General features: G+C 71.4%; 22 protein-coding genes. 5 read left to right on the top strand and 17 right to left on the bottom strand.

Going from position 1 to position 25,011, the window contains the following annotated elements; translation table 11 throughout:
- Positions 1-5 precede the first annotated feature (5 nt).
- A complete protein-coding gene (locus tag BU197_RS26215; RefSeq protein WP_188270773.1) occupies positions 6-713 on the bottom strand; it encodes an MBL fold metallo-hydrolase in 708 nt (235 codons plus the stop codon).
- A gap of 163 nt (positions 714-876) precedes the next feature.
- Between BU197_RS26215 and BU197_RS26210 the strand changes: the two genes are divergently transcribed.
- Positions 877-1,689 carry a peptidylprolyl isomerase gene (locus BU197_RS26210; protein ID WP_188270772.1) on the top strand — a complete coding sequence of 271 codons (813 nt, stop codon included), beginning with the start codon at positions 877-879 and terminating at the stop codon, positions 1,687-1,689.
- Positions 1,690-1,890: 201 nt separating this feature from the next.
- Complete coding sequence (locus BU197_RS26205) at positions 1,891-3,120, top strand: DUF349 domain-containing protein (protein ID WP_188270771.1); 1,230 nt, start codon at positions 1,891-1,893, stop codon at positions 3,118-3,120.
- Positions 3,121-3,223: 103 nt separating this feature from the next.
- Here the strand turns inward: BU197_RS26205 and BU197_RS26200 are convergent, their stop codons facing one another.
- The 15 genes from BU197_RS26200 to pgsA form a co-directional block, all read right to left on the bottom strand.
- Positions 3,224-5,695 carry a RelA/SpoT family protein gene (locus BU197_RS26200; protein ID WP_188270770.1) on the bottom strand — a complete coding sequence of 824 codons (2,472 nt, stop codon included), beginning with the start codon at positions 5,693-5,695 and terminating at the stop codon, positions 3,224-3,226.
- A 247-nt stretch (positions 5,696-5,942) separates the two neighbouring features.
- On the bottom strand, positions 5,943-6,494 hold the full coding sequence (locus tag BU197_RS26195; RefSeq protein ID WP_188270769.1) for an adenine phosphoribosyltransferase: 552 nt from the start codon (positions 6,492-6,494) through the stop codon (positions 5,943-5,945).
- Positions 6,491-7,570: a protein translocase subunit SecF gene (secF, locus tag BU197_RS26190; protein WP_188270768.1), complete on the bottom strand. Its 1,080-nt coding sequence runs from the start codon at positions 7,568-7,570 to the stop codon at positions 6,491-6,493. The genes BU197_RS26195 and secF overlap by 4 nt, the downstream gene beginning before the upstream one ends.
- A gap of 1 nt (position 7,571) precedes the next feature.
- Positions 7,572-9,335 (bottom strand): protein translocase subunit SecD, encoded by a 1,764-nt coding sequence (gene secD / locus BU197_RS26185; protein WP_188270767.1) that lies wholly within the window; start codon positions 9,333-9,335, stop codon positions 7,572-7,574.
- A 148-nt stretch (positions 9,336-9,483) separates the two neighbouring features.
- Positions 9,484-9,924: a preprotein translocase subunit YajC gene (gene yajC / locus BU197_RS26180; RefSeq protein ID WP_188270785.1), complete on the bottom strand. Its 441-nt coding sequence runs from the start codon at positions 9,922-9,924 to the stop codon at positions 9,484-9,486.
- Between the two features lie 180 nt (positions 9,925-10,104).
- Positions 10,105-11,193, bottom strand: a complete 1,089-nt coding sequence (gene ruvB / locus BU197_RS26175; RefSeq protein ID WP_188270766.1) for a Holliday junction branch migration DNA helicase RuvB — start codon at positions 11,191-11,193, stop codon at positions 10,105-10,107.
- Positions 11,194-11,245: 52 nt separating this feature from the next.
- Positions 11,246-11,878 (bottom strand): Holliday junction branch migration protein RuvA, encoded by a 633-nt coding sequence (gene ruvA / locus BU197_RS26170; protein WP_188270765.1) that lies wholly within the window; start codon positions 11,876-11,878, stop codon positions 11,246-11,248.
- A complete protein-coding gene (gene ruvC, locus BU197_RS26165; RefSeq protein ID WP_188270764.1) occupies positions 11,875-12,438 on the bottom strand; it encodes a crossover junction endodeoxyribonuclease RuvC in 564 nt (187 codons plus the stop codon). Before ruvC ends, ruvA begins: the two co-directional genes overlap by 4 nt.
- A gap of 199 nt (positions 12,439-12,637) precedes the next feature.
- Entirely contained in the window at positions 12,638-13,390 is a 753-nt protein-coding gene (locus BU197_RS26160; protein ID WP_188270763.1) for a YebC/PmpR family DNA-binding transcriptional regulator, read from the bottom strand.
- A 62-nt stretch (positions 13,391-13,452) separates the two neighbouring features.
- Positions 13,453-14,043: a pyridoxal 5'-phosphate synthase glutaminase subunit PdxT gene (pdxT, locus tag BU197_RS26155; RefSeq protein WP_188270762.1), complete on the bottom strand. Its 591-nt coding sequence runs from the start codon at positions 14,041-14,043 to the stop codon at positions 13,453-13,455.
- Positions 14,044-14,049: 6 nt separating this feature from the next.
- The gene (pdxS, locus tag BU197_RS26150; RefSeq protein ID WP_188270761.1) at positions 14,050-14,964 is read right to left on the bottom strand and encodes a pyridoxal 5'-phosphate synthase lyase subunit PdxS; all 915 of its coding nucleotides are present in this window, start codon (positions 14,962-14,964) and stop codon (positions 14,050-14,052) included.
- A 115-nt stretch (positions 14,965-15,079) separates the two neighbouring features.
- Entirely contained in the window at positions 15,080-15,622 is a 543-nt protein-coding gene (locus BU197_RS26145; RefSeq protein WP_188270760.1) for a hypothetical protein, read from the bottom strand.
- A 632-nt stretch (positions 15,623-16,254) separates the two neighbouring features.
- The gene (locus tag BU197_RS26140) at positions 16,255-17,409 is read right to left on the bottom strand and encodes a glycosyltransferase family 4 protein (protein WP_188267104.1); all 1,155 of its coding nucleotides are present in this window, start codon (positions 17,407-17,409) and stop codon (positions 16,255-16,257) included.
- On the bottom strand, positions 17,406-18,341 hold the full coding sequence (locus BU197_RS26135) for a phosphatidylinositol mannoside acyltransferase (protein ID WP_223183509.1): 936 nt from the start codon (positions 18,339-18,341) through the stop codon (positions 17,406-17,408). Before BU197_RS26135 ends, BU197_RS26140 begins: the two co-directional genes overlap by 4 nt.
- A 5-nt stretch (positions 18,342-18,346) precedes the next feature.
- On the bottom strand, positions 18,347-19,009 hold the full coding sequence (gene pgsA / locus BU197_RS26130; protein WP_188267102.1) for a phosphatidylinositol phosphate synthase: 663 nt from the start codon (positions 19,007-19,009) through the stop codon (positions 18,347-18,349).
- A gap of 385 nt (positions 19,010-19,394) precedes the next feature.
- On the opposite strand from pgsA, the gene BU197_RS26125 reads away from it, so the two are divergent.
- Complete coding sequence (locus BU197_RS26125; RefSeq protein ID WP_188267101.1) at positions 19,395-21,728, top strand: elongation factor G-like protein EF-G2; 2,334 nt, start codon at positions 19,395-19,397, stop codon at positions 21,726-21,728.
- Positions 21,729-21,900: 172 nt separating this feature from the next.
- Complete coding sequence (locus tag BU197_RS26120) at positions 21,901-23,559, top strand: hypothetical protein (protein WP_223183504.1); 1,659 nt, start codon at positions 21,901-21,903, stop codon at positions 23,557-23,559.
- 134 nt (positions 23,560-23,693) lie between these two features.
- Here BU197_RS26120 and BU197_RS26115 read toward each other — a convergent pair whose 3' ends face one another.
- Positions 23,694-24,257: an HIT family protein gene (locus BU197_RS26115; RefSeq protein WP_188267100.1), complete on the bottom strand. Its 564-nt coding sequence runs from the start codon at positions 24,255-24,257 to the stop codon at positions 23,694-23,696.
- A 65-nt stretch (positions 24,258-24,322) separates the two neighbouring features.
- On the opposite strand from BU197_RS26115, the gene BU197_RS26110 reads away from it, so the two are divergent.
- Entirely contained in the window at positions 24,323-25,009 is a 687-nt protein-coding gene (locus BU197_RS26110) for a potassium channel family protein (RefSeq protein ID WP_188267099.1), read from the top strand.
- Positions 25,010-25,011 lie beyond the last annotated feature (2 nt).

Here is a 25,011-nt window from a genome sequence, read left to right as displayed (position 1 = left end):
GGTCGTCACATTCCTCGTCGGGGAGCCTTCGCGCTCCCGAGGCCGGAGGCCACGTCCCGCAGATAGGGGTTGGTGGCGCGCTCCTGGCCGATGGTCGTCTGGGGACCGTGTCCCGACAGCACCACGGTCGAGTCGTCGAGCGGCAGGCACACACGGGCCAGCGAAGCGAGCATCTCGTCCATGTCACCGCCGGGCAGGTCGGTGCGTCCGATGGAGCCGGCGAACAGCAGGTCCCCGGAGAAGAACACGGAGGGGATCTCCGCTGTCTCCGGCATCCTGAAGGCCACCGACCCCTTGGTATGGCCGGGCGCGTGGGCGACGGAGAACTCCAGACCCGCGAGGTTCAGCGCGGTGCCGTCGGCGAGTTCCCGTACGTCGTCGGGCTCCCCCACGGTCAGCTCGCCCATGAGGGGCATGCCGATGGAGCGGCCGATGCCCTTCTCCGGGTCGCTCATCATGTAGCGGTCGGCGGGGTGGATCCACGCGGGGACGTCATGGGCGCCGCACACGGGGACGACGGAGGCGACGTGGTCGATGTGTCCATGGGTGAGGACGACGGCGACGGGCTTGAGCCGATGCTTCTTCAGCGTCTCCTCGACTCCCCTGGCGGCCTGGTGGCCCGGGTCGACGATCACGCACTCCTCGCCTGCGGCGGGGGCGACCACGTAGCAGTTGGTCCCCCAGGCCCCGGCGGGGAACCCGGCAATCAGCACGTTCGTCCTTAAGTGTCGTCCGGCGGTGGGTGAGCGGGCCCCGGAAATCACGGGATCCAGCAGATCAGAGCCTACCGGCGGTGCCGCTTCCACAGCCAACCCGTATACGGTACGGGCACATCCGGCCAGGCCAGGAACACACGAACGAACAGGAGCGGATCCGGTGGTCAGCAGCGATCAGCGTCGGCGGCAGCTCGCCAGGGAGAAGTACGCACGGCAGCAGCAGCGACGGGAGGAGGACCAGCGCAAGGCGAAGCGGCGCACCACCGTCGTCGCGGCCGTCCTCGCGGTGGTCGTCGCGGCGGGCGGCGCGGTGTACGCGTCCGTGGCGCTGACGGGCGACGACGCCAAGGACAGGAACAAGGACGTCACCGCGGCGGACACGGTGGGCGACACGCCGACCTCGGCGGCTCCCTCGCAGAGCGAGTCGGCGAGCCCGGAGCCGAAGATGGCGATCGACGCCAAGGCGGCCTACACCATGGAACTCGCCACGGACCAGGGCACCGTCGCGATCACCATGGACGCGGCGAAGACCCCGCACACGGTGAACTCCTTCAAGCACCTCGCCGACAAGAAGTACTTCGACGGGACCAAGTGCCACCGGCTCACCACCGAGGGCATCTACGTGCTCCAGTGCGGCGACCCCAAGGGCGACGGCACCGGCGGCCCCGGCTACAACATCCCGGACGAGGACCTCGCCGCCCTCGGCGCACCGGGCAAGGACGGCACGGTCACCTACCGGCCCGGCACGGTGGCCATGGCCAACACCGGGCAGCCGGGCAGTGGCGGCTCGCAGTTCTTCCTGGTCTACAAGGACACCAGGCTGCCCCCCACGTACACCCGTTTCGGCACGTTCGACGCGAAGAGCCTGAAGGTCGTGCAGGACGTGGCCAAGGCAGGCGTCGAGGGCGGTGCGTCGGACGGCGCCCCGAAGACGCCGGTCACCATCGAGAAGGCGACCGTGACGAAGAAGTAGGCCGGGGGTCCTCGGCCGCGCGTCACGGCCGAATCTCGGTCGCGCTGGGAGCGGACAGCCGGGGCGCGGTTCGCCTAGATTGGCGTTGTGCAGCGTCGCGCCCTCGGGCCGCGCTGCGGAAGGCGGGCGAGGCCCGCCGGGAAACTGTGGACGATGCCCGGGGGGGACCACCCCACGACGGCATCATGGTGAGGAGGCGCTGTGAGCAGCGACCCGTGGGGCCGCGTCGACGAGACGGGCACCGTGTACGTGCGGACGGCCGAGGGTGAGAAGGTCGTCGGATCGTGGCAGGCCGGCACCCCTGAGGAGGCCCTGGCCTACTTCGAGCGCAAGTACGAGGGCTTGGTTGTCGAGATCGGCCTCCTCGAGAAGCGGGTGAGGACCACCGACCTCTCGGCGAAGGACGCCACGACGGCGATCGAGCACATCCGGCAGCAGATCGACGAGCACCACGCCGTCGGCGACCTGGCCGCGCTCGGCGCCCGGCTGGACAAGCTGGTCGGGACGGTCGACTCGCGCCGCGAGGAGCGCAAGGCCCAGAAGGCCAAGCAGACCGACGAGGCGCGTGTCGCCAAGGAGCGGCTCGTCACGGAGGCCGAGGAGCTGGCCCAGAGCGAGCAGTGGCGCTCGGCGGGCGAGCGGCTGCGGGCCCTGGTGGACACCTGGAAGGGGCTGCCCCGGCTCGACCGCAAGTCCGACGACGAGCTGTGGCACCGCTTCTCGCACGCCCGCTCGGCGTTCTCGAAGCGGCGCAAGGCGCACTTCGCCTCGCTGGACGCGCAGCGCGAGGACGCCCGCAAGGTCAAGGAGCGTCTGGTCGCCGAGGCGGAGTCGCTGTCGAACTCCGCCGACTGGGGCAACACGGCGGCCCGCTACCGCGAGCTGATGGCGGACTGGAAGGCGGCGGGCCGGGCTCAGCGCGAGCACGAGGACGACCTGTGGAACCGTTTCCGCGGCGCCCAGGACGTCTTCTTCGCGGCGCGCGGCGAGGTCTTCGCCGAGCGGGACGCGGAGCAGACGGAGAACCTCAAGCTGAAGGAGGACCTCGCCACCGAGGCCGAGAAGCTGGTGCCGGTGACGGAGCTGAAGGCGGCCCGTGCGGCCTTCCGTTCCCTCAACGAGCGCTGGGAGGCCATCGGGCACGTGCCGCGCGACGCGCGTCCCAAGGTCGAGGGCCGGATGCACGCCGTGGAGCGGGCGATCCAGGAGGCCGAGGAGGCCGAGTGGCGCCGGACGAACCCGGAGGCGCGCGCGCGTGCCGCGGGTCTGACCGGTCAGCTCCAGGACGCCGTCGAGAAGCTGCGCAAGCAGATCGACGCGGCCCGTGCGGCGGGCAACGACTCCAAGGCCGACAAGCTCGGCCGTGAGCTGGAGGGCCGTCAGGCCCTGCTCGACCAGGCGCTGAAGGGCCTGGAGGAGTTCGGCGGCTGAGGCCGTGACGACCGTGCGCGCGAGCGGCTGAGGCCGTGACCGTACGAGGAAGGCCCCCCGGTGCTCGCGCCGGGGGGCCTTCCTCGTACCGCCGTGACCGGCTCTACGGTCTGCGGGCCGAGGTGACGCGGTACACGTCGTAGACGCCCTCGACGCCCCGTACGGCCTTGAGGACGTGGCCCAGGTGCTTCGGGTCGCCCATCTCGAAGGTGAAGCGGGAGGTGGCCACCCGGTCGCGGGAGGTCTGGACGGCCGCCGAGAGGATGTTGACGTGCTGGTCCGAGAGGACCCGGGTGACGTCCGAGAGGAGCCGGGACCGGTCCAGGGCCTCGACCTGGATGGCGACCAGGAAGACGGAGGACTGGGTGGGGGCCCACTCGACGTCCAGGATGCGCTCGGGCTCCCGCGAGAGGGAGTCCACGTTGACGCAGTCGCTGCGGTGGACCGAGACGCCGCTGCCCCGGGTGACGAAGCCGATGATCGGATCGCCGGGTACGGGGGTGCAGCAGCGGGCCAGCTTCACCCAGACGTCGTCGACGCCCTTGACGACGACTCCGGGGTCGGAGTTGGCGCGGCGCTTGGAGCGGCCCCGGGCGGGCGGGGTGGCCTCGTCGATCTCCTCGGTGGCCGCCTCCTCGCCGCCGAGTGCCTGGACGAGCTTCTGCACGATGGACTGCGCGGTGACATGGCCCTCGCCGATCGCCGCGTAGAGCGAGGAGATGTCGCTGTAGCGCAGCTCGTGCGCGAGGGTGACGAGGGAGTCGCCGGTGAGGATGCGCTGGATCGGCAGGTTCTGCTTGCGCATGGCCCGCGCGATGGCGTCCTTGCCCTGTTCGATGGCCTCCTCGCGGCGCTCCTTGGAGAACCAGGCGCGGATCTTGTTGCGGGCGCGGGGGGACTTGACGAAGCCCAGCCAGTCGCGCGAGGGACCGGCTCCGGCCGCCTTGGAGGTGAAGACCTCGACCAGATCGCCGTTGTCGAGGGTCGATTCGAGCGGCACGAGCCGTCCGTTGACCCGTGCCCCTATCGTGCGGTGGCCGACCTCGGTGTGGACGGCGTACGAGAAGTCGACGGGGGTGGCGCCGGCGGGCAGCGCTATGACGTCGCCCTTGGGGGTGAAGACGAAGACCTCGTTGCGGGAGAGGTCGAAGCGGAGCGACTCAAGGAACTCGCCGGGGTCCTCGGTCTCCTTCTGCCAGTCGAGGAGCTGGCGCAACCACGCCATGTCGTTGAGGTGGTCGTCCTTGCCGCTCCTGGGCACGTCGGCGCGGACCTTGGAGGCACCGGCGACGGCCTCCTGCTTGTACTTCCAGTGCGCGGCGATGCCGTACTCGGCGCGCCGGTGCATGTCGAAGGTGCGGATCTGGAGTTCGACGGGCTTGCCGTTGGGTCCGATGACCGTCGTGTGCAGCGACTGGTACATGTTGAACTTCGGCATCGCGATGTAGTCCTTGAACCGGCCGGGGACCGGGTTCCATCGCGCGTGGACGGTGCCGAGCGCCGCGTAGCAGTCGCGGACGGTGTCCACGAGGACGCGGATGCCGACCAGGTCGTAGATCTCCGCGAAGTCCCGGCCGCGGACGATCATCTTCTGGTAGACGCTGTAGTAGTGCTTGGGGCGGCCGGTGACGGTGGCCTTGATCCGGGCGGCGCGCAGGTCCGCCTGGACCTCGTCGGTCACTATCGCGAGGTACTCGTCCCGCTTGGGGGCGCGCTCGGCGACGAGCCGGACGATCTCGTCGTACATCTTGGGGTAGAGGATCGCGAAGGCGAGGTCCTCCAGCTCCCACTTGATGGTGTTCATGCCCAGCCGGTGGGCCAGCGGGGCGTAGATCTCCAGGGTCTCGCGGGCCTTCTTCTCCTGCTTCTCCCGCTTGAGGTAGCGCATGGTGCGCATGTTGTGCAGGCGGTCGGCGAGCTTGATGACCAGGACACGGGGGTCCTTGGCCATGGCGACGACCATCTTGCGGACGGTCTCGGCCTGGGCGGCTTCGCCGAACTTGACCTTGTCGAGCTTGGTGACGCCGTCGACGAGCAGGGCGACCTGGTCGCCGAAGTCGCGGCGGAGGGTGTCGAGGCCGTACTCGGTGTCCTCGACGGTGTCGTGCAGCAGCCCCGCCATGAGGGTCGCCGGGTCCATGCCGAGTTCGGCGAGGATCGTGGTGACGGCGAGCGGGTGGGTGATGTAGGGGTCGCCGCTCTTGCGCTTCTGGCCGCGGTGCCAGCGCTCGGCGACCTGGTAGGCCCGTTCGACCTGGCGGAGCGTGGCCGTCTCGATCTTGGGGTCGTTGGAGCGGACGATCCGGAGCAGCGGTTCGAGGACCGGGTTGTACGGGGAGGAGCGCTGGACGCCGAGCCGGGCGAGGCGGGCCCGGACGCGGTTGGAGGAGCCGCCCGAGCGGGCGGGGGTGTGCGCGTGCCGTACGGGCGGGGGCGCCGGGGCCTCGGGGGCGGGGGCGGCAGGCGGGGGCCCGGTCTCCGCGGGCTTGTTCTGGGGCGTGCCCGTCCCCTGCGCGGCCTGATCGGCCTTCGGGTCGGGCTGCGCGGCGGAGAGTGACTGGGCCTCGTCTGGCAAGAGCGCTCCTCGTGCGGTTCCGGGGCCCCCGGTCAGGCCCGGAGAGCCCATCGTATCGAGCCCCCGGGTGCGCCGCTCACGCGCCTGGGCGTGAGCGGGCCGGTGCGGCCGGGGGCGCCCGCTCCGGGGTACCGGACCGGGGCATTCCGGAAAACGACGGGGGCGCTCTGGGGATTCCCCGGAGCGCCCCTTCGTACGGGCCTCGGTCCGTGTGCCGGACGGTGACCGACGGGTGTCGGTCCGTCCGTCAGACGGTGATCAGCGAGGTGAGCGGAGCCCCCTTGAGGGCGGGTTCGAGCCGGGCGCGGCCCGGCAGGAAGCCCAGCTCCATGAGGACCGCGACGCCCGCGACCTCGGCGCCCGCGCGCCGGATCAGCTCGATCGAGGCCTCGGCCGTCCCGCCGGTGGCGAGGACGTCGTCGATGACCATCACGCGGTCGCCCGCGTCCAGGTCCTCGGCGTGCACCTCGATCTCGGCGGTGCCGTACTCCAGCTCGTACGCCTGGCGGAGCGTGGCCCCGGGGAGCTTGCCGGCCTTGCGGACCGGGATGAAGCCCAGGCCCGCGCGGACGGCCACCGGGGCGGCCAGGATGAAGCCGCGGGCCTCCAGGCCGACGATCTTCGTGGCGCCGTGCGCGGAGCACAGCTCGGCGAGGACGTCGGTGAGGGCCGTGAAGGCCTCCGGGTCCGCGAGCAGCGGCGTGATGTCCTTGAACAGCACGCCCGGCTTCGGATAGTCGGGGACGTCACGGATACGGCTGAGCAGGAGCCGGGTGACGTCCTGGGCCCCGGCGGTCATCCTCGGCGCTCCTGGGTGCTGCGGCGGCCCTGCTGGGGGCCGACCACGGCGGCTTCGGCCCCTTCGTCGAGCGGGCCGTCCGCGGCGTCGAAGGACTCGCCCTTGGCCGCGGCGCTCGCCCGCTTGGCGAGGATGCGCTTGCGCAGGGCCTTGATCGACGGTTCGCGCTCCTTGAGGTCGGCGACCAGCGGGGTGGCGATGAAGATCGAGGAGTACGCACCGGCGGCGAGGCCGACGAACAGCGAGAGCGAGATGTCGTTGAGCATGCCCGCGCCGAGGACGCCGCCGCCGATGAAGAGCAGTCCCGCGACCGGGAGCAGCGCGACGACGGTGGTGTTGATCGAACGGACCAGGGTGCCGTTGATCGAACGGTTGGCCAGCTCGCTGTAGGTGAAGCGGGTCTGCTTGGTGATGTCCTTCGTCGACTCCTTGAGGGAGTCGAAGACCACGACGGTGTCGTAGAGCGAGTAGCCGAGGATCGTCAGCAGACCGATGACCGTACCCACGGTGACCTCGAAGCCGACCAGCGAGTAGACGCCGACGGTGATCGTGAGGTCGTGGATGAGGGCGACGAGGGCCGCGATCGCCATCCGCCACTCGAAGGCGATGGCCAGGTAGATCACCACGAGGATCATGAAGACCCCCAGGCCGGTCCAGGCCTTGTTGGCGATCTGCTCGCCCCAGCTGGGGCCGACCAGCTCGGCCGCGATCTTGTCCTCGGCGACGCCGAGTTCCTTGGCCAGATCGGCGCGGACCTTGTCGGACTGCTCGGTGTCGAGGCCGCCGACCTGGATGCGCAGGGAGCCGTTGCCGAGCTTCTGGACGATCGCGTCGTGGCCGGAGGCCTCTTCCGCGAACTCCTGGGCCTGGCTGACGGAGACTTCCGACTTCGGGGTGGTGAAGACGGCGCCGCCCTGGAACTCGATGCCCATGTTGATGCCGCGGACGGCCAGGGCGACGATGGCGGTGATGGTGATCAGGATGGACAGGCCATACCAGATCTTGCGGTTGCCGATGAAGTCGTAGCCGACCTCACCGCGGTGGAGCCGGGCGCCGAGATCTCCGAGCTTCGACATCTCACGCCTCCTTCGGGTCGACAGGGCCAGAGGCGGTGGCACGGCGGGTACGGCGCAGCGGCGGCTTGGCGCCGAGGCGCTTCGGGTCCAGACCGGACCAGGCGTGGCCGTTGCCGAAGAACTTGGTCCGGGCCAGGAGCGTCATGACCGGCTTGGTGAAGAGGAAGACCACGACGATGTCGAGCAGGGTGGTCAGGCCGAGCGTGAACGCGAAGCCCTGGACCTTGCCGACGGTGACGATGAAGAGCACGGCCGCGGCCAGGAACGACACGAAGTCGGAGACCATGATGGTGCGGCGGGCGCGCGGCCAGGCGCGCTCGACGGCCGGGCGGAGCGTGCGGCCCTCGCGGAGTTCGTCGCGGATGCGCTCGAAGTAGACGATGAACGAGTCCGCGGTGATGCCGATGGCGACGATGGCGCCGCAGACGGCCGGCAGGTTCAGCGCGAAGCCGATGGCCGGGCCGAGCAGGGCCATGATCACGTAGGTGAGCAGCGCGGAGACGCCGAGGCTGAGGATGGCGATCATCGACAGGCCGCGGTAGTAGGCGACCAGGTAGACGATGACGAGCGCCAGGCCGATGGCACCGGCGATGAGACCGGCTTCGAGCTGGTCGCCGCCGAGCGCGGCGGTGACGGTGTCGACGCTCTGGGTCTGGAAGGAGAGCGGCAGGGCGCCGTAGGACAGGATGTTGCCGAGGTCCTGGGCGGACTGCTGGTTGAAGCTGCCGGAGATCTCGGCGCTGGCGCTCAGCGTCTGGCGCACCGAGGGGGCCGAGACGACCTCGCCGTCGAGGACGATCGCGAAGCGGTTCTGCGGGTCGGCCTGGGCGGACAGCTTGCTGGTGATCGCCTGGAACTTCTTGGAGCCGGCGCCCGTGAAGTCCATGGTGACGATCCACATGCCGCGCTGCTGGTCGAAGACGCCCTTGGCGTCGTCGACGTCACGGCCCTCGACCTCGGCCGGGCCGAGGAGGTACTTCGACCAGACGCCGGGCTGGTCCTCGCCGCAGGCGACGGCGGGCTGCTCGGGCTTGACGCCCTGGCCGACGGCGGCGCGCTGCTTCGGGTCGAGGCAGTTCAGCTCGGTGAACTTCTTCTCCAGGGCCGCGGTGGCCGGGTCGGCCGTCGGGGCCGGGGCCGTCGGGGCGGTGCCGGTGGGGACCGGGGTCGCGGCGGCCGAGGGGGTGCCGGTGGGGCTCGGGGCCTTGAGGGCGTCGGTGAGCGCGCGGCCCTGGGTGGCGCCGGTCGTCGGGGTCTTGCCGTCGGCGGCGGCGCCGGTGGCGGAGGCGGACGGCTTCGGCGTGGCCGGAGCGGTCGTGGGGGAACCGGAGGCGGCGGGCGCCGGAGCGGGTCCGCCGTTCGTCACCGCGAGAACGGGCCGGAAGTAGAGCTGGGCGGTGGTGCCGACCTGCTCACGGGCCTGCTTCTCGTTCGTCCCGCGAGGGATGTTGACGATGATGTTCTCGCGGCCCTGCGTCTGGACCTCGGCCTCGGAGACACCCAGACCGTTGACACGGCGCTCGATGATGTCGACCGCGGTGTTCATGTTGGTCTCGTTGACCGCCGACTCCTGGCCGGGCTCCGCCTTGGCCTTGAGCGTGATCGACGTACCACCGGCGAGGTCGATGCCCAGGCGCGGGGTGGTGTGCCCCGACCAGAACATGCCGCCGGTGAGTGCGACCATGGCGATCAGGATGAGTGCCAGGGCGCGGCCCGGCCGGCTCTGTCCCCCCGCCGGCCTTCGGCCCTTCTTCGGTGCTGCCACCTGTCGTATCTCCCTGTCCAACCGCCCCGCGCCGGGTATGCGCGGGACGGCCACGAAGTGTGTGTGGGGACCATCCCCCGCAGACGTGGAACCGTTCCCGGGGGCCGCGCGCGCCGATCGGCGCGCGCGGTTCGTCCCCCGACCGCGACTACTTCGCGTCGGCCTCGCCGTCGGTCTTGCCGTCCTTCTGCCCCTCGGCGCCGGCCTCGTCCGACTTCTTCGTCAGATCGGCCTTGGGCGCCGCGTCCTCGGCCTCGGTGAGCGAGGAGGCGTCGTCCGGGACGACGGTGTCGGCGTCGGACGCCTCTTCGCTGTCGTCGTCGCCGTGGACGATCCGGTTGTACTCGGAGTCCTCGAGGACCGCGCCGATCGAGTTCTTCGCGTAGACGGCGTGCACGCCGGGCGCGACCTCAAGGAGGACGGTCTCGTCGCCGATCTCCTTGACCGTGGCGTACATTCCCCCGATCGTCCGCACGCCGGTGCCAGGCTGCATCTCGTTGCGCATCTGCGCGGCCTGCTGCTGCTTCTTCTTCGCGGAGCGGGTCATCAGGAACATCGCCCCGATGAGCACGATGAACGGGAGGAGCATGCCGATGTTATTCACGGGACGGAAATCCTTCGCACGGTCACGGAGAACCCGCGGCCTGGTCTTCGGGGGTGGGCGCGCCGACCGGAAAGGGCGGCATCGGCGGAGTCTAGGCGAGTCCGCATCGATGGAACAACGTCCAGCATCGCACCGTGGTTCCTGTCCGGGCGAGTGTCCGCACCGTCACGCCCCGAAGAGACCTTGTTGTCCGCTTCCCGGTCCCGCCGGGCCCGCTGCCTGCGGCGGAACCAGTCCGAGGTGGGCCCAGGCCGCGGGAGTGGCGACCCGACCACGGGGCGTACGGGCGAGGAGGCCCTCCCGTACGAGGAAGGGTTCGGCGACCTCCTCGACGGTCTCGCGCTCCTCCCCCACGGCGACGGCGAGGGTGGAGAGTCCGACGGGGCCGCCGCCGAAGAGCTTGAGGAGGGCTTCGAGGACGGCCCGGTCGAGCCGGTCGAGGCCGCGTCCGTCGACCTCGTAGACGCTGAGGGCGGCCTCGGAGATCTCCCGGGTGATGACGCCGTCCGCCTTGACCTGCGCGTAGTCGCGGACCCTGCGCAGGAGGCGGTTGGCGATCCGGGGGGTGCCGCGGGAGCGGCCGGCGATCTCGGCGGCGCCCGCGGTGTCGATGGCGACGTCGAGGAGTCCGGCGGAGCGGTGGACCACGCGCCGGAGTTCCTCGGGGGCGTAGAACTCCATGTGGCCGGTGAAGCCGAAGCGGTCGCGCAGCGGGGGCGGCAGGAGTCCGGCCCGGGTGGTGGCGCCGACCAGGGTGAACGGCGGGAGTTCGAGCGGGATGGCGGTGGCGCCGGGGCCCTTGCCGACGATGACGTCGACGCGGAAGTCCTCCATCGCCATGTAGAGCATCTCCTCGGCGGGCCGGGACATGCGGTGGATCTCGTCGAGGAAGAGGATCTCGCCTTCCTGGAGGGAGGAGAGGATCGCGGCGAGGTCTCCGGCGTGCTGGATGGCGGGGCCGGAGGTGATGCGGATGGGGGCGCCCATCTCGGCGGCGATGATCATCGAGAGGGTGGTCTTGCCGAGGCCGGGGGCGCCGGAGAGCAGCACGTGGTCGGCGGTGGCACCGCGCTGGCGGGCGGCCTTGAGGACCAGGTCGAGCTGGCCTCGGACCTTCTCCTGGCCGATGAACTCGCCGAGGTCCTTGGGGCGCAGGGCCGCCTCGACGGCCTGGTCGTCGCCTTCGGCGGCGGCGCCGACGAGTCGCGCCTCGGCTTCGGCGGCCTCGGCGGCGGTGTCGTCGTCCCAGTTCACGGTGGATGCCTTCTCGTTCGTGCGATGCGTACGGCCCGGTGGGGGCCGGGGCTCAGCGGGTCCGGTTGAGGGTCTGAAGGGCGGCGCGGAGCAGCTGCGGTACGGGGGCGGTGCCGGTCTCGGCGAGGGCGGCCTCGGCCTGCGGGGTGACGGCGCTCACGGCTTCCTCCGCCTCGCGGCTCGCGTAGCCCAGGCCGATCAGGGCGGCGGCCAGCTGCTCGGTCCAGGGGGCGGGTCCGGTGGCGGCGGCGCGCTGGGCGCCGACCATGCCGCTGCTGCCGAGCGGGGAGCCGAGTTTGTCCTTCAGTTCGAGGAGGAGTTTCTGCGCTCCCTTCTTGCCGATGCCGGGGACGGCGGTGAGGGCCTTCTCGTCTCCGGTGGAGACGGCGAGGCGCAGGGCGTCGGGGCTGTGCACGCCGAGCATGGCCTGGGCGAGGCGGGGGCCGACGCCGCTGGCGGTCTGGAGCAGCTCGAAGACCTGCCGCTCGTCGTCGTCGGCGAAGCCGTACAGGGTGAGGGAGTCCTCGCGGACGACGAGGGAGGTGGCGAGCCGGGCCTCCTCGCCGATCCGCAGTCCGGCGAGGGTGGCGGGGGTGCACTGGACGGCCATGCCCACGCCGCCGACCTGGATCACGGCCGTGGTGGGGGCGAGGGCGGCGACCTGGCCGCTGACGAAGGCGATCATCGGGTCCGGCCTTTCACGGCGGAGGGCTGCCGGGCGGCCGCCTGCTGGAGGCGGCTCTGGGCGACGGCCTGCTGGAGGCGGTTCTTGGCGGGGGCGCGCCAGATGTGGCAGATGGCGAGGGCGAGGGCGTCGGCGGCGTCGGCGGGCTTGGGCGGCTCGGGGAGTCGCAGGAGCCGGGTGACCATGGCGCCGACCTGGTCCTTGTCGGCGCGTCCGCTGCCGGTGACGGCGGCTTTGACCTCGCTGGGGGTGTGCAGGGCTACGGGGATGCCCCGGCGGGAGGCGCAGAGCATGGCGACGGCGCTGGCCTGGGCGGTGCCCATCACCGTCCGTACGTTGTGCTGGCTGAACACCCGCTCCACGGCTACGAGTTCGGGCGAGAAGCGGTCGAGCCACTCTTCTATGCCGCGTTCGATGCCGACCAGCCGGGGGCCGATGTCGTCGTCCGCCGCCGTACGGATCACGCCCACGCCGAGCATGGCGAGGGGGCGTCCGGCGACGCCTTCGACCACGCCGACGCCGCACCGGGTCAGTCCGGGGTCCACCCCGAGGACGCGCACGCCGCCCCCCTTTCTTCGCTCATCTGTTTGCAGGCTATCGGGTGGCACCGACAACGCAGCGGGCCGACGGGGGTGTGTCCCCGTCGGCCCGCTGCGAAACGGCCTGACCGGATGCGATCAGCCGCCATCAGACGTGATCAGGCACAGCCAGACATGACAGCCAGACATGATCGTCGCAATCACTCTCGATCGCGAGTGATCAGGCGTCGACCTTGGCCATGACCTCGTCGCTGACGTCGAAGTTGGCGAAGACGTTCTGCACGTCGTCGCTGTCCTCCAGCGCGTCGATCAGCTTGAAGATCTTGCGCGCGCCCTCCTCGTCCAGCTCGACCTGCATGGTCGGGACGAAGCTGGAGTCGGCCGAGTCGTAGTCGATGCCGGCCTCCTGGAGCGCGGTGCGCACCGCGACCAGGTCGGTGGCCTCGCTGATGATCTCGAACGACTCGCCGAGGTCGTTGACCTCCTCGGCGCCCGCCTCAAGCACCGACTCCAGGACGTCGTCCTCGGACAGCTCGCCCTTGGGGAGCACGACGACGCCCTTGCGGTTGAACAGGTACGAGACCGAGCCCGGGTCGGCCATGGAGCCGCCGTTGCGGGTCATGGCCACGCGCACGTCGGAGGCGGCGCGGTTGCGGTTGTCGGTGAGGCACTCGATGAGCACCGCGACACCGTTCGGACCGTAACCCTCGTACATGATCGTCTCGTAGTCGGCGCCACCGGCTTCGAGACCGGCACCGCGCTTGAGCGCGGAGTCGATGTTCTTGTTCGGGACCGACTGCTTCTTGGCCTTCTGGACGGCGTCGAACAGCGTCGGGTTGCCGTCCAGGTCGGCGCCGCCGGTGCGGGCCGCGACCTCGATGTTCTTGATCAGCTTCGCGAAGAGCTTGCCGCGCTTGGCGTCGATCACGGCCTTCTTGTGCTTCGTCGTAGCCCATTTAGAGTGGCCGGACATCTGCCTGTCTCCTTCGCGTAACCCACTTCATGAACGAACGGAGAGATCCTACCGGGATAGCGTCACCGTTCCGTGCTCACCATGTCCACGAAGAGTTCGTGGACGCGGTGATCGCCGGTCAGCTCGGGATGGAACGAGGTCGCGAGGATCCGGCCCTGCCGGACGGCGACGATGTGGCCCTCGTGCTCGGCGAGCACCTCGGTGCCGGCACCGACGGACTCCACCCAGGGGGCACGGATGAAGACGCCCTCGACGGGGGTGTCTATTCCCTCGACGGCGACGGACGCCTCGAAGGACTCGTTCTGGCGCCCGAAGGCGTTGCGGCGGACGATCATGTCGATGCCGCCGAAGGTTTCCTGGCCCGAACGCGGGTCGAGGATCTTGTCCGCGAGCATGATCAGACCGGCGCAGGTGCCGTAGACCGGCATTCCGGCCGCGATCCGCTCGCGGATCGGCTCCATCAGACCGAAGAGCACGGCCAGCTTGGAGATGGTGGTGGACTCGCCGCCGGGGATGACCAGGCCGTCGACCTCGGCGAGTTCCTCGGGGCGCCTCACCGGCCTGGCCACGGCGTCCGCCGCGGCCAGGGCGATCAGATGCTCCCGTACATCGCCCTGGAGGGCCAGGACACCGATCACGGGGGTGCTGCTCATCGCTGGTTACCAGCCCCGGTTGGCGTAGCGCTCGGACTCGGGGAGGGTGTCGCAGTTGATGCCGACCATGGCCTCGCCCAGGTTGCGGGAGGCGTCCGCGATGACCTTCGGGTCGTCGTAGAAGGTGGTGGCCTTCACGATGGCGGCGGCGCGCTTGGCCGGGTCGCCCGACTTGAAGATGCCGGAGCCGACGAAGACGCCCTCGGCACCGAGCTGGCGCATCAGCGCGGCGTCGGCGGGGGTGGCCACACCACCCGCGGAGAACAGCACGACGGGCAGCTTGCCCAGCTCGGCGACCTCCTTGACCAGCTCGTACGGGGCGCGCAGCTCCTTGGCGGCGGCGAACAGCTCGTTGTTGTCGTAACCGCGCAGCCGGGCGATCTCGTTCTTGATCTGGCGCAGGTGGCGGACGGCCTCGACGACGTTGCCGGTGCCGGCCTCGCCCTTGGAGCGGATCATGGCCGCGCCCTCGGCGATGCGGCGCAGGGCCTCGCCCAGGTTGGTGGCGCCGCAGACGAAGGGGGTCGTGAAGGCCCACTTGTCGGAGTGGTTGACCTCGTCGGCCGGGGTGAGGACCTCGGACTCGTCGATGTAGTCGACGCCGAGCGACTGGAGGACCTGGGCCTCGACGAAGTGGCCGATGCGGGACTTGGCCATCACCGGGATGGAGACCGCGCCGATGATCTCCTCGATCATGTTCGGGTCGGACATACGGGCCACGCCGCCGTCCTTGCGGATGTCCGCGGGGACCCGCTCCAGGGCCATGACGGCCACGGCGCCGGCGTCCTCGGCGATCTTCGCCTGCTCGGCGTTGACCACGTCCATGATCACGCCGCCCTTGAGCTGCTCGGCCATGCCGCGCTTCACACGGGCGGTGCCGGTCTCGGGAGACTGGGTGGAGGGGGAAGGCGTGGTGGACACGGATACCTCACTCGTGACAACAGGGGTTGACGACTGGATTGAGGAAACAGTCCACAAGGGGTCCACAACAAGGGCCAATACGGACCCGGTGGATCATTTTCCCAGGCCGGTAGCGTCAAGCCGGGCGATCGGCAAGGGCCACCGGCGGTTCGTCGTCCATTTCGAAGGCGAGCGGAAAGGGCGCGTGCCCCGCGAGCCGGAACCAGCGGACCTTGCGGTGACGGCGCAGGGCGCGGGCGGCCCGTACGGCGTCGTTGTGGAAACGGCGGGCCATCGGGACCCGTCGGACGGCGGCCGCCAGCTCCCCCGCGGCAGCTTCGCCGCCCGGTGCCTCCCGTACGAGGTCGACCTGCTCGGGCTCGCCGAAGACCGCCCGCAGGGCCTGGCTCAGCTCGCTCTCGGCGACCTCCCGCTGCTCCTCCTCGGCCTGCCGGGCGGCGTGCGCGGCCTCGTAGAGCACGATCGAGGCGGCCGGGTCGAGCACACCGGAGGTGGCCAGCTCCTGGGTGACCGAGGCCCGGCGCAGGAGTTGCGCGTCCAGAGCGGCACGGGCGGCGTCGATACGGGTGTGCAGCCGGTCGAGCCGTCCGGCGGTCCAGCTGAGATAGACGCCGATGAGGATCAGCGCGACGACGGTCCAGATCAGGGTTTGGGTCACGGGCGCACAGGCTACCGGGACGGCCCCGGCACACCTTCCCAAAGGTCGTGGTCATGGGCGAAGAGGACATGTGCCGGGCGTCCGCCGGCCGGCTCCGCGAGGCGCCCGAGCCAGGGCGGGCGGGAGACGGCGAACTCCCCCGCCGTGTCGCACGCCTGACCCGCGAGGACCGTCAGCCGTAGGCGGGCTCCACGCGCGCGTGGGGGCCGCCCCACTCCTCGGCGGCACGAGTGAAACGGCCGAGGTCGGGCCGCCGGACGGAGATCCTACGAAGAGCCTGCCCGGGGGTGGGCGGTTCCTTATGGGGGGGGCGGGGCCTGGGCTGTGGCGGGGCCGTATGCGGGGGAAGCCGGGGCGGGGCCAGGGTAGGGGCGGGCCGGGCCGGGGCCAGGGTAGGGGCGGGGACAGGGTCGGGGCGGGCCGGGCCGGGGCCAGGGTCGGGGCGGGGACAGGGTCGGGGCGGGCCGGGCCGGGGCCAGGGTCGGGGCGGGGACAGGGTCGGGGCGGAGACGGAGTCAAGGTGGGGCCGGGGCAGGGTCCTTCCTGGTCTCCGCGGCCTCTCCGGCCCTCGCCCGCACCTCCGGCCCCCGCCGCCCTCCCGTGCGGAGACCAGCCCTGCGTACCGCCCGCCCCTACAGCCCCAGTCTGGCCCGCAGGCCGCCCGTGCGTTCGTCGGTGTCGACGGCCGCCGCTCCGTCCGTGACCGTCTCGTAGACCGCGAGGATGTCCGCGCCGACCGTCGACCAGTCGAAGCGGCGGACGTGGGCCGAGCCCCGGGCGCTCAGTTCCGCGCGCCGCTCGGCGTCGCCCAGAAGGCGGATCGCCGCGTCCGCGAGCGCGTCCGAGTCCTCGTTGGCGAACAGTTCGCCCGCCGATCCCTGGTCCAGGACCTGGGCGAAGGCGTCCAGGTCGGAGGCGAGGACCGGCGCACCCGCCGACAGCGCCTCGACGAGGATGATGCCGAAGCTCTCCCCGCCGGTGTTGGGCGCCACGTACACGTCGACGCTGCGCAGCAGCCGTGCCTTGTCCTCGTCGCTGACCATGCCGAGGAACTCCACCCGGGAGCGCGTCTCGGGCGGCAGCGAGGCCACCGCCTCCTCCTCGTCGCCGCGCCCGGCGACGAGCAGCCGGGCGCCGGGCCGCTCCGCGAGGATCCTGGGCAGGGCCCGCATGAGGACGGGCAGGCCCTTGCGCGGTTCGTCGATGCGGCCGATGAAGCCGAGGGTCTCGCCCTGCCACTCCTCGCGGGGCTCGGCGCGGGCGAAGAAGTCCACGTCGACGCCGTTGGGGATGACGACGGCGTCGCCGCCGAGGTGCTCGACGAGCGTGCGGCGCGCGTACTCGCTGACCGCGATGCGGGCGCTGATCTTCTCAAGGGCGGGCTGGAGGATCGGATACGCGGCGATCATGGCCCGGGAGCGCGGGTTCGACGTGTGGAAGGTCGCCACGATGGGCCCCCGCGCCGCCCAGCAGGTGAGCAGTCCGAGGGAGGGCGAGGTCGGTTCGTGGATGTGGACGACGTCGAAGGTGCCGTCGTGCAGCCAGCGGCGTACCCGCGCGGCCGAGAGGAAGCCGAAGCTGAGCCGGGCCACCGAGCCGTTGTACGAGACGGGCACGGCGCGCCCCGCCGAGACCACGTACGGCGGCAGCGGGGTCTCGTCGTCGGCGGGCGCGAGGACGGAGACCTCGTGGCCGAGCCGGATCAGATGCTCGGCGAGGTCGCGGATGTGGAACTGGACGCCGCCCGGCACGTCCCAGGAGTACGGGCAGACGATCCCGATCTTCACGCGCCGTGCTCCCCGTCCCGTCCGGTCCCCGAGGCCGGTTCCCGGCGCTCCTCCAGGTCCGAGAGCCACAGTCGTTGCAGCATGTGCCAGTCCTCCGGGTGGTCCGCGATGCCCTCGGCGAAGGCGTCGGCCAGTGCCTGGGTCATCACGGAACTCTTCTCGGCGCGCGTCCCCGTGCCGGGGACCTCGATGGGCGGGTGGATCCGCCCCTTCATGACCGGCGTGTCGTCGTACCAGAGGGTGACCGGGAGGAGCAGCGCGCCGGTCTGCTGGGCGAGTATCGCGGGTCCCGCGGGCATCCGTGCCGTGTCGCCGAAGAAGGTGACCTCGGTGCCGGAGGCGGACAGATCGCGGTCGGCGACCAGGCAGACCAGGCCGCCCGCCCGCAGGCGCCGGGCCAGCGTGCCGAAGGCGGAGCCGCCCGTGTGCGGGAGGACCTCCATGCCGAGGGACTCGCGGTAGGCGACGAAGCGGTCGTAGAGGCTCTCGGGCTTGAGGCGCTCGGCGACGGTGGTGAACGGCACGCCGAGGGAGCGGGTCACCCAGACGCCCGCCAGGTCCCAGTTGGCCAGGTGCGGCAGGGCCAGGACGACGCCCCGCCCGGCGGCGAGGCCCTCCTCCAGGTAGTGGACGTCCTTGATGTCTATCCCGCGTTCGACGCGTTCCCGGCTCCAGGTGGGCAGCCGGAAGGACTCCATCCAGTACCGCATGTACGAGCGCATGCCGGCCTTCGACAGCTCGGCGAGCCGTTCGGGGCCCGCGTCGGGCACCACGCGCGCGAGGTTGGCCTCAAGGCGCAGGACGCTCTTGCCGCGCCGCTTCCACGCGAGGTCCGCGATCCGCCGTCCGAGGCCCGTGGCCACCGGCTCGGGCAGCTTCTTGACGGTGGCCCAGCCGGCGCCGTACAGGCCGTCGCTGAGCCGTTCCTTCAGGGTGCTCACCTGGTCGCACCGCCGCCCGGGGCCGCGGCGGCGTCCGCCTCCGCGGATTCCCTGCGGACGGTCACGACGCGCTGGCCCAGGGTCACGGCGCTGCCCGCCGCGACGATCCACAGGGCGATGGGGAGCAGGATCTGGACGCCGGGCACGCCGAACGCGTGCAGACCCGAGAGACCGGCGGCGACCAGCGAGATCACGAGTCGTTCGGCGCGTTCGACCAGACCGTTGACGGCGACGGGCAGGCCGATCGACTCGCCCCTGGCCTTGGTGTACGAGACGACCTGGCCGCTCGCCAGGCAGAAGATCGCCACGGCGCAGAGCACGTTGTCGTCGCCCTTGCCCGCGTACCAGAGGGCGAAGCCGCCGAAGATCGCGCCGTCGGCGACCCGGTCGAGCGTGGAGTCGAGGAAAGCGCCCCAGCGGCTGGAGGTTCCGGCCTGCCGGGCCATGTTGCCGTCGACGAGGTCGGAGAAGACGAAGAGGGTGATGACGATGGTGCCCCAGAAGAATTCTCCGCGGGGGAAGAAGACCAGCGCACCGGCCATCACCCCCGCCGTGCCGATGAGCGTGACCGCGTCGGGGCTGACGCCCCGGCGGAGCAGAAACGCGGCGAACGGTGTGAGGACACGCGTAAAGAATGCACGCGCGTACTTGTTCAGCATGGCCTTCCCGAGGTTCGGTGGGCCGCGCGGCCCCTATGACCACCGGCTCACCCATCGTAGCCACGAGCGACCCGGCACACCGGCGGGCACCCGCCCGGCCGCGTCGCCTTCCTTCCCGGAGCGCTTCCGGGAAGGCTTCCCGGACCTCTCGCGGGACCTCTTCCGGAGGTGCTTCCCGGGCCCTGCCCGGAGCCTCCGCCGCTCGTCTTCCGGCCTGTGCCGCTCGTCTTCCGGGCCCGTGCCGGGCCTCTTCACGGATGGCCGCCTCCCGGCGTCGGTGCAAAGCTCGAAGGACCACCGCGGGCAGCGCCGGAGCCGTACCGCGTCACACCACTCCCCCGCACCCGCTTCCCGCCGCAGGTCCGAGCAGTCGGGAGGACACGTCATGGGTGACAAGGGGAACGCGGCCGCCGGGGCCGCCGGACGGGCGCCGACGGCCGACCGGCCCGCGCACATACGGAACGTGGTGCTGGTCGGCCACAGCGGCTCGGGCAAGACGACCCTCGTCGAGGCGCTCGCGCAGACGGCCGGGGCGGTCGTCCGGGCGGGCCGGGTCGAGGACGGCGGCACGGTCTCCGACTACGACGAGATCGAGCACCGCACCCACCGCTCCGTACAGCTCTCGCTGGTGCCGGTCGACTGGGAGGGGTACCGGATCAACCTGCTCGACACCCCGGGGTACGTCGATTTCCTCGGGGAGCTGAGGGCCGGTCTGCGCGCGGCGGACGCGGCCTTCTTCGTCGTCTCGGCGGCGCAGGAGGCCGAAGCGGTCGCCGCCTCCAGCCGGATGGCCTGGGAGGAGTGCGCCGCCGTCGGGATGCCCCGGGCCATCGTCGTCACCCATCTGGACACGGCCCGCACCGGCTTCGACGAGCTGACCGCCGTCTGCGCCGGTCTCTTCGGCCACGACGACCCGGACGCCGTGCTCCCCCTCCAGCTGCCGGTGCGCGGCCGGGGGGCCGCCGGGGCGGGTGCGGGACAGGCGCCCGTCACCGGGCTCGTCGGCCTGCTGGCGGAGCGGGTCTTCGACTACTCCACGGGGGCCCGGCGGGAGGAGCCGCCCGACGAGAAGTCGCGGTCGCTGATCGCCGGGGCCCGTGCCCGGCTGATCGAGGGGATCATCGCCGAGAGCGAGGACGAGACGCTGATGGACCGGTATCTGGGCGGCGAGGAGGTCGAGCCGGCCGGTCTCGTGGCGGATCTGGAGTCGGCCGTCGCCCGGGGTGCCTTCCATCCGGTGCTCGCCGCCGCGCCCGCCGCCGAGGGCGGGACGCAGGGGCTCGGCACCGTCGAACTGCTCGATCTGATCACCGGCGGCTTCCCCTCGCCGCTCGAACACGCGCCGCGCGCCGTCACCACGCCGGACGGCCGACCGCGCCCGCCGGTGACCTGCGACCCCGAGGGACCCCTGGTCGCCGAGGTGGTCAAGACCGCCTCCGACCCCTACGTGGGCCGGGTCTGCCTGGTCAGGGTCTTCTCCGGGACCCTGCGCCCGGACATGGCCGTACACATCGCAGGACACGCCCCGGCCCGGCGGACGCGGGAGACGACGGAGATGCAGGAGACGCGGGAGACAGACAAGACGCGTGACACGCGTGACGCGCAGGACACGTACGAGGCACATGAGACACGTGAGGCACACCGCCCGCACGAGACGTACGACGCGCACGAGGCCGACGAGCGGGTCGGCGCCCTCACCTCCCCCTTCGGCAAGCGGCAGCGGTCGGTGACGCACTGTGTCGCCGGTGACCTGGTCTGTGTGGCGCGGCTGGGTCGGGCGGAGACGGGCGACACGATCTCCTCGAAGGACGATCCGCTCCTGATGGAGCCGTGGCCGATGCCGGAGCCGCTGCTTCCGCTGGCCGTCCGGGCGCACGGGCAGGCCGACGAGGACCGGCTCTCCCAGGGCCTCGCCCGGCTCGTCGCGGAGGACCCGTCCCTGCGGCTCGAACAGAACCCGGACACCGGTCAGGTGGTGCTCTGGTGCCTGGGCGAGGCACACCGGGACGTCGTCCTCGAACGTCTCGGGGGCCGGTACGGGGTGCGGGTGGACCCCGAGCCGTACCGCGTGGCACTGCGGGAGACCTTCGGCGCGCCCGCGTCGGGGCGGGGACGCCTGGTGAAGCAGTCCGGCGGCCACGGGCAGTACGCGATCTGCGAGATCGAGGTGGAGCCCCTCCCGCCCGGCAGCGGGGTCGAGTTCGTCGACGCGGTGGTCGGCGGGGCGGTCCCGCGCCCCTTCGTCTCCTCGGTGGAGAAGGGGGTGCGGGCGCAGGCCGCGCGTGGGGTCCGTGCCGGGTATCCGCTGGTCGACGTGCGGGTGACGCTGCGGGACGGCAAGGCCCACTCGGTGGACTCCTCGGACGCGGCCTTCCAGACGGCCGGCGCCCTCGCGCTGCGGGAGGCGGCGGCGGAGGTGCCGGTGCGGCTCCTCGAACCGGTCGCCGAGGTGGCGGTCCTGGTGCCGGACGAGTACGTCGGGCCGGTGATGAGCGATCTGTCGGGGCGGCGGGGCCGGGTGGTCGGCACGGACCAGGCCGGGGCGGGGCGGACCGTGGTGCGGGCGGAGGTGCCGGAGATGGAGATCGGGCGGTACGCGATCGATCTGCGGTCCGTTTCGCATGGCACCGGCCGGTTCGACCGTACGTACGTCCGACATGAACCGATGCCACCCCATCTGGCCGAGAAGATACGCGAACAGTCCGAAAATGACGCCTAATTGACGGGGCACCAGGGAAGGCGCCCGCTCAACACGCCTGCGAGGCATGCCATTCGGTCGTGATATCCACAGGCCGTGACGCGCGCGACACTCCCCGGCTACGCTGGGGTGCCCAGCTCGGAAGGTGTGCGGGGCGCGGCAGTTGGGAACAGCCCGCACAGGTACTCGCGCGATGGGGGCGGCAGTGGCGATGGACGGTTTCGGACCCGGGGCGCAGATCCCGCTCAGTGGTAATGGCGGCGGTACGGGCGCGACGAACGCTCTGGCGTCCGCCGCGTACCGGGACAGCCCGCTCTCCGCGATCCAGGACGCCGACAACGACCTGTACAAGACCACGATCAAGGGCGGGAAGTGGGAGAAGCTCTTCCGCCCCGACTTCGGCGAGGCCTTCGCGCGCGCCGTCCAGCTCCGGATGCTCGGCGGTGGCCGGGGCGCCCTCATCCAGTCCTTCGGCGTCGACCCGCAGCCGGTCGTGCAGCACTGTCTGGCCGCCACCCACATCCGCAGACAGCGGGACATCCGGCTGACCCTGATCACCCTCGTCTGCGGGGTCCTCTTCCTGCCCGGTCTGCTGCTCTGGCTGGGTGTCATCCATCTGCGCCGGGTCGCGGCGGGCTCGGACAACAAGCGGACCAGCGCCATCGGCACGGCCCTGCTGTGGGCGGCGGGGCTCTTCGCGGCGCTCGTACTGCTCAAGCTGCCCTTCGACGGCTTCCTGCCGAACTACGTGCGCGCGATGGTGGTGGCCCCGGTCCTCGGCTGGTTCCTCGCCCGCCGGGTCTGCGACAACGCCTCCGCGGACCTGCGCGCGCGCTGGTCCGGGCTGCTCGGCGGCGGCGGTGTCGCCGCGCACATCCCCAAGTCCGTCCCCCAGGACCCGGGGCAGAAGGCGGCCGAGGACCTCCGGGTGAACCTGGAGAAGCTCTCCGCCGAGCAGGAGTCCAACATCGCCTTCTACGCCGGTCCCAAGGGCATCCTGGGGCTCGGTACCCGCTGGGGCAGCTGGACCCTGGCCGAGGAGCTGGTGCCGCAGCCGGGCAAGGAGATCCACGACTTCCGCGCCTGGGACGTGGTCCGCAAGATCCACGACCAGCTGGCGCTCCTTGAGCGGGGCTCCCTCAAGACCGGCTTCCCGAAGCCGACGGTCAAGCACTGGATCGTCTCCTCCGTGGGCGAGGGCGCCGGCTCGGTGAGCCGCCCCGAGGGCGACAACATCGTGCACTTCCAGGTCAAGCCGCACGAGATACAGCGCATCTGCAACGACCAGCAGTTCGGCGCGGGGAACCGGCACTACCTCGGCGTGCAGTTCACCCTCTGGGACGGGAACCTGGTCCTGACGATGATGGTGACGGTGACCTCGCTGCACCACACGCTCCGGGTCGAGGTCACCGGGCACGCGCTGGGCCCGGTGCACGGTCTGTTCAGCAGCAAGCCCTCGGGCAAGTCCAAGGAGGTCGCCAAGACCATCCGCTTCTGGGAGACCCGGAAGATCGAGCAGCGGCTGCTCGGGCCCGACGACATCGTCCGGCTCGCCGTCCGCGCGCCGCTGACCTGGTATCCGCCGGTCCTGGAGTTCCTCGGCGGCAAGATGGTCCTGCCCGAGCCCTTCGGTCTGCGGCACGTCTGGGCGGGCCCGCTGTGGCGCAACCGCTTCATGGCGGACGACGCCATCCGCATGGCGACGCCGGTACTGCGCGCGGTGCACTCCGCGACGCTCAAGATGCTCGACGAGCACAACGTCGACACCGACCGCTTCACCAGCCGCTCGCTCTCGCTCAGCGGCAGCGTCCAGGAGCCGGGCCCGAAGAGGGCCGACGTCTACGACGCCTGACCCCGCTCCCCGGGCGTACCGCTCACCGCTTCCCGGGCCGTACGGTCCACCGATCCGTACGGCCCGGGAAGCGGATACGGCTCACCGGTCCGCGCGTCCCAGGGGGCGGATACGGCCCAGGCAGCGGATGGGGCTCACAGCGCGGCGGGCCAGGAGTCGGCCAGCATCTTCCGGGTGTCGGCGAGGAGCTGCGGCAGCACCTTGGTGTGGCCGACGACCGGCATGAAGTTGGTGTCCCCGCCCCAGCGCGGCACCACGTGCTGGTGCAGATGGGCGGCGATCCCGGCGCCCGCGACGGCCCCCTGGTTCATGCCGATGTTGAAGCCATGGGCCCCGGACGCCGCCCGCAGCGCGACCATCGCGCGCTTGGTGAAGTCGGCCAGTTCCGCCGTCTCCGCCGGATCCAGGTCCGTGTAGTCGGCGACGTGCCGGTAGGGGACGACCATCAGGTGACCGCCGTTGTACGGATACAGGTTGAGGACGGCGTACACGCTCTGGCCGCGTGCGATCACCAGCCCGTCCTCGTCGGACTTGGACGGGATCGAGCAGAACGGACAGCCGTCCTCGGCGCCCGGTCCCGTGGGCTTGTTCTCGCCCTGGATATACGCCATCCGATGAGGCGTCCACAGGCGCTGGAACGCGTCCGGCGTCCCCACTCCGATCTGCTGTTCCGGCTCAGTCGTCATGCTGTGCAGCATATTGCTTCGCCCGTTCGGAACGTGTCGCCGGGGCGGAAGACCCTTGCGGCGGCCATCCTGATCCGATGAGCGACAGGCCGCCGAAACCGCCCCGCCAGGAGCGCTGGGACCGCCGCATGGAGGTGCCGCTCGCCGTGGCGTCCCTCCTCTTCCTCGCCGGCTACGCGGTCCGGGTCCTCGCCCGCCACGGTCTCCCCCGGGTCTGGCTGGACCTCTGCCTGGCCCTCACCCTCGCCGCCTGGGCGCTGTTCGTCGTCGACTACGCGGTACGGCTCCGCCTCAGCGGGCTCGGCCCGTTCCGCTTTCTGCGCGCCCACCTCCTGGACACGGTGGTGATGCTGCTTCCGCTGCTGCGCCCGGTGCGCATGGTGAGCGTCTACGAGCGGATCCAGCGCCGCAGGGACCGGCCCCGGCTCGGGCTCTACGCGCGCGTGATGGTGTACTCCGGGCTCTCGGTGGCCCTGCTCGGCTTCGCGGGGGCGCTCACGGTCTACCGCCACGAGGTCGACGCGCCCGGCGCCTCGATCCGTACCTTCGGCGACGCGGTGTGGTGGACCTGCGCCACGCTCGCGACGGTGGGGTACGGGGACGTGGCGCCGGTGACGCCGGTCGGCAGGGTGACGGCCGTGGGCCTGATGGCCTGCGGTCTGGCGCTGCTCGGCGCGGTGACGGGCTCCTTCTCGTCCTGGCTGATCCAGGTCTTCACCCGGGAGGACGAGAAAAGGCCCCCGGGGAGTCCCCCGGGGGCCTGATC

The sequence above is a fragment of the Streptomyces sp. CBMA291 genome (genome assembly GCF_014596525.1).
Classification (GTDB): Bacteria; Actinomycetota; Actinomycetes; order Streptomycetales; family Streptomycetaceae; genus Streptomyces.
This window is presented reverse-complemented; position numbering and strand designations above follow the sequence as displayed.

What these genes read in the sequence shown, in the direction of transcription:
- BU197_RS26115 (WP_188267100.1), bottom strand. Translation starts at nt 24,257, where the DNA reads ATGCTGCACAGCATGACGACTGAGCCGGAACAGCAGATCGGAGTGGGG.
- BU197_RS26160 (WP_188270763.1), bottom strand. Translation starts at nt 13,390, where the DNA reads ATGTCCGGCCACTCTAAATGGGCTACGACGAAGCACAAGAAGGCCGTG.
- ruvA (WP_188270765.1), bottom strand. Translation starts at nt 11,878, where the DNA reads ATGATCGCCTTCGTCAGCGGCCAGGTCGCCGCCCTCGCCCCCACCACG.
- pgsA (WP_188267102.1), bottom strand. Translation starts at nt 19,009, where the DNA reads ATGCTGAACAAGTACGCGCGTGCATTCTTTACGCGTGTCCTCACACCG.
- secF (WP_188270768.1), bottom strand. Translation starts at nt 7,570, where the DNA reads ATGTCGAAGCTCGGAGATCTCGGCGCCCGGCTCCACCGCGGTGAGGTC.
- BU197_RS26125 (WP_188267101.1), top strand. Translation starts at nt 19,395, where the DNA reads ATGGGTGACAAGGGGAACGCGGCCGCCGGGGCCGCCGGACGGGCGCCG.
- BU197_RS26195 (WP_188270769.1), bottom strand. Translation starts at nt 6,494, where the DNA reads ATGACCGCCGGGGCCCAGGACGTCACCCGGCTCCTGCTCAGCCGTATC.
- BU197_RS26120 (WP_223183504.1), top strand. Translation starts at nt 21,901, where the DNA reads ATGGGGGCGGCAGTGGCGATGGACGGTTTCGGACCCGGGGCGCAGATC.
- yajC (WP_188270785.1), bottom strand. Translation starts at nt 9,924, where the DNA reads ATGCTCCTCCCGTTCATCGTGCTCATCGGGGCGATGTTCCTGATGACC.
- BU197_RS26110 (WP_188267099.1), top strand. Translation starts at nt 24,323, where the DNA reads ATGAGCGACAGGCCGCCGAAACCGCCCCGCCAGGAGCGCTGGGACCGC.
- pdxT (WP_188270762.1), bottom strand. Translation starts at nt 14,043, where the DNA reads ATGAGCAGCACCCCCGTGATCGGTGTCCTGGCCCTCCAGGGCGATGTA.